We start from the raw sequence: 13,434 nt of genomic DNA, 5'->3' as shown, positions 1-13,434 counted from the left end.
TATTTCCGCAATAAATTTAGTTAAAGAAATCACTCGTTAACACCCGATAAAATAGAAATCAGGTTATATTATTCATACTCGTCTGGTATTTCACCACAGAGTTCACTGAGTTACACAGAGTTTTAAACTTCCATGCGGATAAGAAGAAAAAGAGTCAACCCAAGTCAGGGTTCGACAATCACGGTAGGAAGCTAACGGTTTCACAGTAGGAAACCAACAGTTTTCTATATAGGAAACGACTTGTTTTCTATGTAGGAAACAGTTGGTTTACTATATATGAAACTACTTGTTTCACTGCACAAAACCAAAATGAAACTAGTTGTTTCATGCGCATCTCGCGTGCTGGAAAATTTTGATTTTTAATTTCCGCGTAGAGGGTTGAGTTTTTATAACTCACTGATATTTAACAGCTAACATAAAATGCCTTAGTGATAGCAGTGATAGCAAAATGGCGAAAAACCATTTTCTGTATCCATTTGATACTCATGCGGAAATCGTTTTAATTTCATAAAGAAAGAATGTGCTTTTTTTGTAAATAGGCTGTGTTTTTTCTTACTTTGCAACTATCGCTTAAATTAAAAAATCTATGAAGAAAATATTATTCCTCATCCTAGCATTCGCAACGCCTGTTTGCCTATTGTTTCCATCTGATTTAGATAAGAAATATACCTTCTCTGAACTTTATGATCTGAATTTCAAGATAGTCAAAGACTCCACCACTGTTACCAATTATTTTTTCCCTTGGAGAGTGAATGGAGCCTATGCGTTTTCTAATTTTTATTTTCCATCCCGAAAAGATTCAGTATACACATTAAGCTATAAAAACCCAATGCCTACAAACAAACGTTTGGAAGTGGAAATGGAACAACGAATTTTGTTACCCACTCACCAAGCCACCACCGGGCAAGTTATATTTGAAGGTAAAGGCGAGGCTTTATCCGGGTCGTATTTAGTGATTGATGGACTTAATTACCGCGAAGAATGTATCAATTCGGATACATTAAGCCTGCCGTTAGTAGAGACTTTAGGGAAATATGCTTTGAATATATCATTGAAGGACGCAGAACTTCTTAATTTGAAATTTCATATCGAAGGAGAATCAGAAACTGATGCCTGGGTAGGGTTTCACAAATTAAATATTCGTATAGGTGATAAAGACATTGATTCTTACTCACCAAGAACTGCAGAAGCAACATTCGATCCAGGTAAATGGACACCTATTGATCTTGCCAATAATGATGCTTTCAAAAATATAGAAGCTATACAAAACAAAAAAATCATTGCCTTGGGTGAGGCAATGCATCGAAATTACAGTATAAATAAGTTGGCTTCTACATTCATTGAACAACAGATAAAAAAAGGAAATTGCAAGTTGGTATTGATAGAATATCCGTTTGAAAGAATATTGTTGTTTAACAATTATGTAATAGGTAAAGAGGTTGATTTGAAATCAAAAGATGGCTATCAGGAGTTTTGTGGTGTTTTGGAAACTATACGAGCATACAATAAGGACAAGAATGAACAGGATATGGTTTATTTAGGAGGTATTGATTATAATTATTTTTGGGATGAACAAAATAATTCGTTTAGTGATATTTTCAATTATATTGTATGGCTTAACGATAGGTTGAAAAGGAAAGAGTTAGACTATTTTGCTCTTGCACTATTAGAAGAAGATAAAAGCAAAACTTTTTCTTTTATGCAAAAAAACAAAGACGTATTGCAATCTATTCTTCCGGAAAAGAATTATGAAGCAATTGACCATATCCTGAAGCTATCTTATCAAACTGGCCTCAATAAAGTAAATCGCATGGCTATGCGTGATTCTGTAATGTATCTTAATACAAAATTTTGGGTGTCCAATTATTGTCCGGCGAATTCAAGCACCATTATATATGCACATAGTGGGCATGTTAATCGTATTTCTACCCATCCGGCAGTTCCTAGCCTGTCGCTTGGGTATTATCTTCAAAAAGAATTTCCCACCGAATATACTGCTTTACTGTTATCAGTTGGGCAAGGAAGCGTATTAATTAAAGATCAACTTTCTTATTTCAATAAGAGAGAGATTTCACTGCCTGTGCCAGGAAGTTTAGAGTATCAATTAAGCAAGTTAAACGAAGATGTAGTTTACGTGCCAATCACTTCGGAATATGATAGATTGATACCTGTTCGTTTTATTGCCAGCCATGAATATCCAAGTGAGTTTCTTCCTTTTAATCTGTTCCGTCGTTATGATGGTGTATTATACATTAATAAATGCAAAGATACCAGAGAGTTTATAAATCCAATGGCCAAGCTAATGGATAAATTGAAAAGTGGATCGAAACTAACAGATGAGGAATCGGAGCTTTTTAATCAGGAAATGCTGAAACCATTAAAAGAAAGCGGAGAGAAAGCGGAACGAAGAAAAATGAAAATAAAAGAGATAAAAGAACGTGTTGAAGAATCACTTTAAAACATTGTGGAGGATATGTAGATGAACAAGAAAATATTATTACCCATTCTCATTCTTAGTATCGGATGTATCATATTCTTAGCATCCGGAAGCTTCTTCCAGTCCAAAGAGAATATAGAAGACAAATTTAACTTCTCTTTCCGCTATGCGGAAGGAGAAGATTTTAAATGGCGATTAACAGCTCTCTCTTCTGAATTGCAAATAGACAGTTCCGATATAGTTAATAATAAGTATCCACTTTGTTTGACAGTTGCGCCTTTCAATAATCAATCGGACACAAGGCCACATAATCTGACTGTTGCATTCAATCAAATGTTTGAGATAGAGAAGAAATACAATAAGGATTCAATACGGATAATATTAAATAGCAAATCGATAAATTTAACACAAAGCCTGTTGAATGTTATCAAATTCGATTGTGAATTTAATGTTATACAAACAATAGAAAAGGACATAAAACACGAAGAATGGAAGAACGACACTGTACTCCTTTCATTAAACAATACTCAGTTTATACAAATAGGAATTCTGGCCTTGGGTGATTATGCAATAACAGAAAAACGTAAATTCTCTTTGGATAGAATGGAGGTGCAAATAGGAAATTGCGATTTATCTGAGATAAAAATTAAAGAAAAGAAATTGAAGTTATCAGACAAGAATATTATTCCACTGGATACAGTTAATTTGTTTTCTAATATAAGCGTTCCACCTGATAAAAAGATAATAGCACTTGGCGAAACCATACATGGCAATGGAAGCATTAGCCGTTTTCAGGTTGAGTTTATTAAAAAAATGGTGAAAGAAAACAACTGCAAGTTGGTATTATTCGAATCGTGTATGTATACAACATTATTACTAGATTTGTATATTCATGGAATAATACCCGAAGAAAAAATTTCTGATCTGAAACTTGATCTTTCGCCTTCCACTGTGGGAGATCCGGAAATATTAACCGAGCTTTTTAAATGGCTGAAAGATTATAATCAGGGCAAAACCAAGACTGTACATATTGCAGGAAACCATAACGGGTGGTATAATATTCTAAAAAGCCCATTATTCGACTATGTATATGCTTTTTACAACAACAATACCAGCAAACACTTACGGCCTTTGTTGGTGTTATTAAATAATCGGGAAAATACAGAAAACTACAATAATATTCTTGCTTATATGGATACTCATAAACAGGAATTAATAAATATAATGGGAGAAAAAAACTTTGAGATATTTCATTATGCAGTTCTTAAAAACACTCCTCTTACCCCATCTACAACTACAGAAGAGTTATACCACGAATTAAATTCTCGGGATTTTTCCATGTTTAATAACTCTATGAAGTTTATTAATACTTGGTTGTCGGAAGAAGAAAGCGCTGTGGTTGTTGCACATCTAGGACATACCAATAAAAAATATGTTATGCGCGGAGTTATTCCTTATGTATTTTCTATGGGTTATTATTTTGAGAAACAGTTTGGAGAGGCATATTATAATATAGGTATTACTGCAGGCGAAGGTGAAATAACAGCACCTCTTCCAAGAGAAAGTGTCCGGAGAATAGTACACATGAAAAAGCCTGTGCAAAACAGTTTTGAAGATGTATGTTCGAGCAAACAGTTGCCCTGGCTTTGTTTTTATCCTCCTGCAAACAAACCATTAATAACCAAAGTCAGGCTTATTGGAAACATATACACACCTACCGAAACATACGCAGAAATAAATCTAACAACACTAACTGATGCTTTTATTTTTATTAAAAGATCGGAGGGGTATAAGAATATGAACGAAGTAGCAAAAGGTGATTCATTGCTTTTTCAAATTGAGAAAGTACATGAAAGGAATGAAATCATTAAGTCTTTTGGAAGCAAATAAAGAAAAATTTATTGCCCGAATGGATGCTGACAACATTATGCATACTATATTTGCAGCTCATAACTAACAACTAACATGAACATACTATTACTTTTAGGCGGATTGCTCTTAATCCTGCTTGGTGCTAATGGGCTGACGGATGGTGCTGCATCGATAGCCAAACGATTTAATATACCATCAATTGTTATCGGATTAACCATTGTGGCTTTTGGTACCTCAACACCCGAATTAACAGTCAGTGTTTCTTCGGCACTGAAAGGAAGTACCGATCTGGCCATTGGTAATGTAGTAGGTAGCAATATTTTTAATTGCTTAATGATTGTTGGTTGCACAGCTTTAGTAGCCCCTATTGCAATAACCCGCAATACATTAAAGAAGGAAATCCCCCTATGTATATTGGCCTTCATTGCTCTATTGGTGTGTGCCAATGATGTTATTCTTGATAAAACCTCAGTAAACATACTTAGTGTTACCGATGGTTTAATCCTACTCTGTTTCTTTGCTATATTTTTGAGTTATACGTTTGCCATAGCATCGGGAAGTAATGAACCGGAAAGCGAAATAAAGCTGTTGCCGGTTTGGAAATCAACATTGTACATATTAGGAGGTTTAGGCGGACTGGTTTTAGGCGGACAATGGTTTGTTGACGGAGCAAGTGGTATTGCCCGCAGTTTCGGAGTAAGCGAATCTGTTATTGGCCTAACGCTTGTGGCCGGTGGAACATCTTTACCCGAATTGGCAACCTCGGTAGTAGCAGCATTGAAGAAAAACCCTGAAATAGCTATCGGTAATGTAATTGGAAGCAATCTATTTAATATTTTCTTTGTTTTAGGCTGTAGTGCAACAATTGCTCCAATGCAAATGGGCGATATCACCAATTTTGATTTGCTGGTACTTTTGGCTTCGGGCATTTTGTTATGGTTCTTTGGCTTGTTCTTTAAAAAACGCACCATAACAAGAGTTGAAGGCGCCATTTTAGTGTTGTGTTATGTGGGGTATGTGGCTGTTTTGTTACATAATTCAATATTATAATTTATCTTTGCAGTTTTAATAGAAGAATACCATGGCAGTTATCGTTAAAAGAGTATCCAATAAAAAAGAGCTTAAAAAATTCATTCGTTTCAATTACGAGTTATATAAAAACAACCCATATTCCATACCCGATCTTTACGATGATATGCTGAATACCTTTTCGAAAGAAAAGAATGCCGCTTTCGAGTTTTGCGAAGCCGAATATTTTCTGGCTTATAGAGACGATAAGATCGTTGGACGCATAGCCGGCATAATAAACCGTAAAGCAAACGAAGTTTGGAATAAAAAAGATGTGCGTTTTGGTTGGATCGACTTTATTGATGATCAGGAAGTGTCGGCGGCCCTCATTAATGCTGTTGAAGAATGGGGAAAAGCTAAAGGCATGACTCACATACAAGGACCACTTGGGTTTACCGATTTCGATGCCGAAGGAATGCTTATTGAAGGCTTTGATCAGTTAGGCACAATGGCTACCATTTACAACTATCCTTACTACCCTGTTCACATGGAGAAGTTGGGTTTTGAAAAAGATGCCGACTGGGTAGAATTCAAAATATATATCCCCGATGATATTCCCGAGAAACATCAACGCATAACCAATCTGGTAAAAGCCAAATACAACCTGAAAGTAAAGAAATATACTTCATCAAAAGCTATAGCTGCCGATTATGGACAGGAGATATTTCAGTTAATGAACGAAGCCTATCAATCTTTCTATGGCTTTTCGCCTCTCACTGAAAAACAGATTGAACAATATGTTAAAATGTACTTGCCTATAGTAGATCTTCGGATGGTAACCCTTATAACCGATGGCGAAGATAAACTGGTAGGAGTAGGAATTTCCATGCCCTCATTATCAGAAGCATTGCAAAAAGCAAAAGGAAAAATGTTACCATTTGGATGGTATCACTTGCTAAAGGCTCTGTTTATTAAACGCGCTAAAATGCTTGATTTATTGCTGGTAGCAGTAAAACCCGAGTACCAAAACAAAGGTGTTAACGCTTTGTTATTTTCCGATTTAATTCCAGTTTATAAAAAAATAGGTTTTATCTTTGCTGAGAGCAACCCCGAACTTGAACAAAACGGAAAGGTTCAGGCTCAATGGGACTACTTTAAAACAGAACAACACAAAAAGCGTAGAGCCTTTGTGAAGGTAATTAATTAAAAGTAATAGAACACAGAGACACAGAGGCACAGAGTTTTGTTTAGAAGCAATTCAAAAAACTCCATTTAATTCTCTGCGCCTCTGTGTCTCTGTGTTCTAAATAATTTTAATACAATATATGGAAGATAAATTGCAAGAGGTGAGTTATACCGAGGATAACATTAAAACGCTCGATTGGAAAGAGCATATCCGTCGCCGTCCCGGTATGTACATTGGGAAATTAGGCGATGGATCTCACTCGGATGATGGTATTTATGTACTCCTGAAGGAGGTGATGGACAACTCTATCGACGAATACATGATGGGATATGGTAAAACCATTGAAGTTTCTGTTGTTGATGGAAAAGTAAAAGTCCGTGATATGGGCCGTGGAGTTCCTTTGGGAAAACTGGTAGATGTGGCCTCAAAAATGAATACAGGGGGTAAGTACGATTCTAAAGCATTTAAAAAGTCGGTTGGATTAAACGGAGTTGGTATTAAAGCAGTAAATGCTTTATCTACCTATTTTCGTATTTCCAGTTTCCGCGACGGAGAAGAAAAAACAGCCGAATTCTCCAAAGGAGATATCACCGCCGAAACTCCGATTATACCTACAAACGAACCCAACGGCACATTTATTGAATTTACTCCCGATAGCTCAATATTTAAAGAATACAACTACCTGGACGAATACATTGAGCCACTATTAAAGAACTATGTATTCCTTAACTCGGGTCTAGTTATTCTTTATAACGGTAAGAGATTCCACTCGCGCAACGGGTTGGTCGACCTGTTGAATGAAAACATGACCACAGAACCGCTTTATCCAATTATTCATCTGAAAGGAGAAGATATTGAAATGGTTCTCACCCACAGCCATCAGTATGGCGAAGAATATTATTCGTTTGTAAACGGACAACATACTACTCAGGGAGGGACACATTTAAGTGCCTTCCGCGAAGCACTTGGTAAAACGGTAAAAGAGTACTATGCCAAAAACTTCGACTATGCCGATATTCGTAGCGGTATGGTAGGAGCAATCAGCATTAAAGTAGAAGAACCGGTTTTTGAGTCGCAAACAAAAACAAAACTCGGTTCAAAAGATGTTGGCCCGGACGGACCCTCAATCGGCAAATTTATTGGCGATTTCGTTAAAAAGGAATTGGATAACTATCTGCACAAAAATCAAGAAACATCCGAGATTATGTTGCAGAAGATTCAGGAATCCGAAAAAGAACGCAAAGCCATTGCCGGGGTAACCAAACTTGCACGCGAACGCGCAAAGAAAGCCAACCTGCACAACCGTAAACTGCGCGATTGCCGGGTGCATCTGAATGACACAAAAGGCACTCAGCAAGAAGAATCATGTATTTTCATTACCGAGGGAGATTCGGCAAGTGGTTCTATTACAAAAAGCCGTAGTGTAAACACTCAAGCTGTGTTCAGCCTTCGCGGAAAACCACTGAATACTTTCGGATTAACAAAGAAGGTGGTATACGAAAACGAAGAATTCAATCTGCTGCAAGCTGCATTAAATATAGAAGATGGTATTGAAGGTTTACGCTATAACAAAGTAATTATTGCCACAGATGCCGATGTAGACGGAATGCACATCCGCTTACTGATGATAACATTTTTTCTGCAATTCTTCCCCGACCTGATAAAGAAAGGCCATGTTTATATATTACAAACGCCTTTATTCCGTGTGCGTAATAAAAAGAAAACATTGTATTGCTACTCGGACGAAGAAAGAATAAATGCCATAAAAGAGTTAAATCCGAATCCTGAAATAACCCGCTTTAAAGGTTTAGGTGAAATCTCGCCGGATGAGTTTAAAAACTTTATTGGTGAAGATATGCGGTTAGAGCAGGTTACGCTCCGCAAAAACGACCTTGTAAAGGAGTTACTCGAATTCTATATGGGTAAAAACACAATGGATCGTCAGAACTTTATTATTGAGAATCTGGTTGTAGAAGAAGATATTGCATAACTAATGTGCCAATATGCTAATGTGCCAATGTGCTAATTAGTAATGTGGCAATTATATAATTAAATAAATGTAGTTAATTGGCACATTGGCATATTAACACATTGGCATATTAATATAATGAGAAGAGCTATATTTCCGGGGACATTTGACCCCTTCACTATCGGTCATTATTCGATAGTGGAAAGAACACTGACTTTTATGGACGAAGTTATTATAGGAATAGGTATCAACGAAAATAAAAACACCTATTTCCCAGTAGATAAACGACTGTCCATGATTCAGTCTCTTTATAAAAATGAACCACGGATAAAGGTAATCTCCTACGATTGTTTAACAATCGACTTTGCCAGTGAAGTAAATGCCGGATTTATTGTTCGTGGAATCCGCACGGTTAAAGACTTTGAGTACGAAGAAACCATAGCCGACATTAACCGTAAACTGGCAGGAATAGAAACCATATTGCTTTTCACCGAACCCGAACTTAGTTGTGTAAGTTCTACAATTGTACGCGAACTATTAACCTATAAAAAAGATATCAGTCAGTTTATACCTGAAGGATTAAATATAGAGTAATGAATATAGAAAAAACGAACATGCACAAACTACGGATACTGTTAGTATCGGTAGGCGTATTGTGCTCTTTTACAGCCACATCTCAAAATACAGCTTTCCGGAAACTTCAGGTAGCAGAGTATGCAATTTCTAACTTATATGTAGATGCTGTTGATGAAGACAAGTTGGTTGAAGATGCCATTGTTGGTATGCTGGAAAAACTTGACCCTCACTCAACTTATAGTGATGCTGAAGAGGTAAGGAAGATGAACGAACCATTGCAAGGAAACTTCGAAGGGATTGGCGTGCAGTTTAATATGGTCGAAGATACCCTTTTGGTTATTCAGCCGGTTAGTAACGGCCCATCCGAAAAAGTAGGGATACTTGCAGGCGACCGCATTATTGCCGTAAACGACACTGCTATTGCCGGTGTAAAGATGAATACCGAAGATATAATGAGTCGCTTAAGAGGTCCTAAAAATACCAAAGTACAACTCACCATTATCCGGCGAGGCGTTAATGAGCCGTTGTTTTTTACTGTTGTGCGCGATAAGATTCCTATTTACAGTATGGATGCCTCTTATATGATACGCCCCAAAGTAGGATATATCCGGATCAATCGTTTCAGTGCCACAACAGCCGAAGAGTTTACCAATGCATTGAAAGATTTGAAGAAACAAGGAATGGCAGATCTGATACTTGATCTTCAAGGAAATGGAGGAGGCTATCTGAATGCTGCCATTGATATGGCTAACGAGTTCCTTAACCAAAAAGAACTGATTGTCTATACACAAGGACGCCTTAAAGAACAACGCAGTGAGTTCTTTGCACACGGTACAGGAAACTTCAAAAAAGGAAGATTAATTGTATTGGTTGATGAGTTCTCGGCCTCGGCCAGCGAAATTGTAAGTGGAGCAATACAGGATTGGGATCGTGGAGTAATTGTGGGCCGGCGCACATTTGGTAAAGGGCTTGTTCAACGCCCTATCGACTTACCCGATGGGTCAATGATTCGGTTAACAGTTGCAAGATACTATACACCGGCAGGCCGTAGCATACAAAAACCTTATCAGATGGAAAACGGTGAAACAAACCGGGAAATGTATCACCATGACCTGATAGACCGTTACAACCGTGGAGAAATGAATAGTGCAGATAGCATCCATTTCCCGGATTCGGTTATGTATAAAACAGAGCGGTTAGAAAGAACCGTATACGGCGGTGGAGGAATTATGCCCGATTACTTTGTTCCGATTGACACTACCCGGTACACAAACTATCACCGTCAGCTTGCTGCAAAAGGAGTTATTTTAAATACTTCAATGAAGTATGTCGAGAACCAAAGAATTCAGATGTTGAACGAATATAAAAACATTGACGCTTTCAAAAAAGGTTTTCAGATAAACGATGATGTAGTAAACTTACTGAAAGCACAGGCCGAAGAAGCCAAGATAGAGTTTAATGAAGAACAATATACTATTTCGCAATCATTAATCAAAGCCCAGTTAAAGGCATTGATTGCACGCGATTTATGGGATATGAGCGAATACTTTCAGATTATGAACGAATCGAACGAAAGTGTTATGAATGCGCTTCAATTATTAGAAGACGGAGGTTACGAAAAGATACTTAATTAACACCATCAGATGAAGAAACTTTGCTATATAATCCTTTCGGTTATTTGTTTTGCGGCTTGTAAGGACGCATCTAACCTGGTTGAAATTAAAGGCGAACTTAAAGGGCTGAGCAATGACACTGTTTACATTTACGGAAACGATGAGTTATCGGATTTGGTAGATACCATGTATGTTGTTAATGGCAAAGTGGCCCATACCATACCTGTTGATACATTATTCCATGTAATGCTTATTTTGAATAACAATCAAGAGTATCCACTCTATCTTGATAAGGGGCAACCGATAACAATCAAAGGTGATCTTACTCAAAGTGAATACCTGGATATAAAAGGCGTTACTCCTAATGAAGAGTTAACAGCTTTCAATAACAGCATCCGGGAATTCTCAGTAAATCCTCCGGATACAGCAGTAATAAACAGGGCAGCAACATTTATCCGAACATATCAAACCTCACCTGTTTCTATCTATTTGCTCGATAAGTTCTTCGTTCAGAAAACCGAACCCGATTTGGCAAAGATCAAAGAGTTAATTTCGTATATGGATGGTGTTCTTCAAGACAAACCATACATAGACAAACTAACCAAGCTGATTGAACAGGCCGAGAAAGGCGAACCGGGTAAATCTGCCATCTCTTTTTCGTTACCTAATCTGAAAAAGGAAAACATTAACAGAACCAAATTCAGAAACACTTATCTGCTAATTAACTTCTGGGCTTCGTGGTGCGACTCATGCAAAACCACCAATGCCGAACTACGCAGTATTTACAACAAATACAAAGATCATTCTCAGTTTTCTATGTTGGGAGTTTCTTTGGATATGGATAGAGACAGTTTGAAAAATGCAATAAAGACCGATACGCTTCAATGGGAACAGGTATGTAACTTTATGGGATGGGACAGCGATATTGTAAAGCAATATGGAGTTTATAACATTCCTTATAATATACTTCTTGGTACCGACGGACGGGTATTAGAGAGAGACATTAAAGGCGAAGCATTGACAAACAAACTAAAAGAACTCTTGAAAGAGGAAAAAGGAAATAAAAGAAAAAGGAAATAAAGGTTATAAAGTTGATAAAGATTATAAAGGCTATAAAGTTAATAAAGACTATAAACTACTCTATTAACTTTATCAACTTTATTACCTCTATCAACTTTATAACCTTTATCAACTTTATCACCAATTAACCCCAATCATTATGCTGGTAAAAGTATTTGGCGCAGCCATGCAAGGTGTTGACGCAACTATTATCACGATTGAAGTTAACAGCAGTCGTGGATGTATGTTTTATCTGGTAGGTTTACCCGACTCTGCAGTAAAGGAAAGCCATCGTAGAATTATTTCGGCCCTCAAAGAAAACGGCTATAAAATGCCTAGCACCAGCCTTACTATAAATATGGCTCCTGCCGATATACGGAAAGAAGGAGCAGCTTACGACTTACCATTAGCCATTGGAATATTGGCTGCAAGCGAAACTATTGCATCGGATAAATTATCCAAATACCTTGTTATGGGAGAGTTGAGCCTCGACGGAACAATACAACCCATTAAAGGCGTTTTACCTATGGCCATAAAAGCCCGTGAAGACGGCTTTACCGGACTTATTATTCCACAACAAAATGCCCGTGAAGCAGCTGTTGTAAACAACCTTCAGGTGTATGGAGTTACTAACATAAAAGAGGTTATTGAGTTTTTCAATAACGAAAGAGAGTTGGAACCCACCATTGTAAATACCCGCGAGGAATTCTTTACTTCGCAAAACATTTACGACTTTGACTTTGCTGAAGTTAAAGGGCAAGAAAATGTAAAACGTGCATTGGAAGTTGCTGCCGCAGGCGGCCATAATATAATTATGGTTGGTGCTCCGGGAAGCGGTAAGTCTATGATGGCAAAAAGATTACCTTCTATACTTCCACCCCTATCCTTGCGCGAAAGTCTGGAAACAACAAAAATACACTCCGTTGCCGGGAAATTAAGCCGCAACTCATCACTGATATCCAAAAGACCGTTCCGTGATCCTCATCATACCATATCGCAGGTGGCGCTTGTAGGAGGCGGAACATATCCACAACCCGGCGAAATAAGTCTTGCACATAACGGTGTTCTGTTTATGGATGAACTTCCCGAGTTTAACAGGTCTGTACTCGAAGTGCTTCGTCAACCGCTGGAAGATCGTAATATTACCGTATCCCGTGTAAAGTGGACAGTAGATTATCCGGCTAGCTTTATGCTGGTAGCTTCTATGAATCCCTGTCCCTGTGGATATTATAATCACCCAACCAAGGATTGTGTATGTAACCCCGGTCAGGTGCAAAAGTATCTCAATAAGGTTTCAGGACCTTTGCTCGATCGCATTGATATTCAAGTAGAAATTGTTCCGGTTCCCTTCGAGAAAATTTCGGATAAACGCCAAAGCGAAGCCAGCGAACTGATACGTAACAGGGTTATTGCTGCCCGACAAATACAGGAAGAACGATATAAAGATTATCCGGGTATTCATTGCAATGCCCAAATGGGTAGCAAACATCTGGCAATATATGCTCAACCAGACGAGGTAGGACTGGAACGCCTGAAAACAGCAATGGAAAGACTAAACCTGTCGGCCCGGGCTTACGACAGAATACTAAAAGTAGCCCGCACTATTGCCGATTTGGAAGGCAGTGAATCAATTCGTCCCGACCACTTGGGTGAGGCGATTAGTTACCGCAATTTGGATAGGGAGAATTGGGCAGGATAAAAAAATAAACATACA

Annotated in this window: 9 protein-coding genes; all 9 read left to right on the top strand. The window is 37.8% G+C overall.

The genetic code is table 11. From position 1 onward, the window contains the following. Positions 1-586: 586 nt before the first annotated feature. The 9 genes from D0T85_RS05805 to D0T85_RS05765 all read left to right on the top strand — a co-directional run bounded on the left by D0T85_RS05805 (position 587) and on the right by D0T85_RS05765 (position 13,419). A complete protein-coding gene (locus D0T85_RS05805) occupies positions 587-2,458 on the top strand; it encodes an erythromycin esterase family protein (protein ID WP_163211152.1) in 1,872 nt (623 codons plus the stop codon). Between the two features lie 21 nt (positions 2,459-2,479). Next, positions 2,480-4,327 carry an erythromycin esterase family protein gene (locus D0T85_RS05800; protein ID WP_163211150.1) on the top strand — a complete coding sequence of 616 codons (1,848 nt, stop codon included), beginning with the start codon at positions 2,480-2,482 and terminating at the stop codon, positions 4,325-4,327. Between the two features lie 75 nt (positions 4,328-4,402). Next, positions 4,403-5,359, top strand: a complete 957-nt coding sequence (locus D0T85_RS05795) for a calcium/sodium antiporter (RefSeq protein WP_163211148.1) — start codon at positions 4,403-4,405, stop codon at positions 5,357-5,359. Between the two features lie 31 nt (positions 5,360-5,390). Beyond that, positions 5,391-6,524 carry an N-acetyltransferase gene (locus tag D0T85_RS05790; protein ID WP_163211146.1) on the top strand — a complete coding sequence of 378 codons (1,134 nt, stop codon included), beginning with the start codon at positions 5,391-5,393 and terminating at the stop codon, positions 6,522-6,524. Positions 6,525-6,642: 118 nt separating this feature from the next. Further along, positions 6,643-8,493 carry a DNA topoisomerase IV subunit B gene (locus tag D0T85_RS05785; RefSeq protein WP_163211144.1) on the top strand — a complete coding sequence of 617 codons (1,851 nt, stop codon included), beginning with the start codon at positions 6,643-6,645 and terminating at the stop codon, positions 8,491-8,493. A gap of 117 nt (positions 8,494-8,610) precedes the next feature. Next, positions 8,611-9,066, top strand: a complete 456-nt coding sequence (gene coaD, locus D0T85_RS05780) for a pantetheine-phosphate adenylyltransferase (RefSeq protein ID WP_163211142.1) — start codon at positions 8,611-8,613, stop codon at positions 9,064-9,066. Between the two features lie 20 nt (positions 9,067-9,086). After that, complete coding sequence (locus D0T85_RS05775; RefSeq protein WP_163211391.1) at positions 9,087-10,682, top strand: S41 family peptidase; 1,596 nt, start codon at positions 9,087-9,089, stop codon at positions 10,680-10,682. 9 nt (positions 10,683-10,691) lie between these two features. Next, the gene (locus D0T85_RS05770; RefSeq protein WP_163211140.1) at positions 10,692-11,741 is read left to right on the top strand and encodes a TlpA disulfide reductase family protein; all 1,050 of its coding nucleotides are present in this window, start codon (positions 10,692-10,694) and stop codon (positions 11,739-11,741) included. A gap of 139 nt (positions 11,742-11,880) precedes the next feature. Next, entirely contained in the window at positions 11,881-13,419 is a 1,539-nt protein-coding gene (locus D0T85_RS05765) for a YifB family Mg chelatase-like AAA ATPase (protein WP_163211138.1), read from the top strand. Positions 13,420-13,434 lie beyond the last annotated feature (15 nt).

The sequence above is a fragment of the Bacteroides sp. 519 genome, from assembly GCF_010500955.1.
Taxonomy (GTDB): Bacteria; Bacteroidota; Bacteroidia; order Bacteroidales; family Bacteroidaceae; genus Bacteroides.
This window is presented reverse-complemented; position numbering and strand designations above follow the sequence as displayed.

Excerpts from the sequence above, each read along its gene's own strand:
- D0T85_RS05790 (WP_163211146.1), top strand. The coding sequence starts at position 5,391 with ATGGCAGTTATCGTTAAAAGAGTATCCAATAAAAAAGAGCTTAAAAAA.
- D0T85_RS05785 (WP_163211144.1), top strand. The coding sequence starts at position 6,643 with ATGGAAGATAAATTGCAAGAGGTGAGTTATACCGAGGATAACATTAAA.
- D0T85_RS05800 (WP_163211150.1), top strand. The coding sequence starts at position 2,480 with ATGAACAAGAAAATATTATTACCCATTCTCATTCTTAGTATCGGATGT.
- D0T85_RS05775 (WP_163211391.1), top strand. The coding sequence starts at position 9,087 with ATGCACAAACTACGGATACTGTTAGTATCGGTAGGCGTATTGTGCTCT.
- coaD (WP_163211142.1), top strand. The coding sequence starts at position 8,611 with ATGAGAAGAGCTATATTTCCGGGGACATTTGACCCCTTCACTATCGGT.
- D0T85_RS05765 (WP_163211138.1), top strand. The coding sequence starts at position 11,881 with ATGCTGGTAAAAGTATTTGGCGCAGCCATGCAAGGTGTTGACGCAACT.
- D0T85_RS05770 (WP_163211140.1), top strand. The coding sequence starts at position 10,692 with ATGAAGAAACTTTGCTATATAATCCTTTCGGTTATTTGTTTTGCGGCT.
- D0T85_RS05795 (WP_163211148.1), top strand. The coding sequence starts at position 4,403 with ATGAACATACTATTACTTTTAGGCGGATTGCTCTTAATCCTGCTTGGT.
- D0T85_RS05805 (WP_163211152.1), top strand. The coding sequence starts at position 587 with ATGAAGAAAATATTATTCCTCATCCTAGCATTCGCAACGCCTGTTTGC.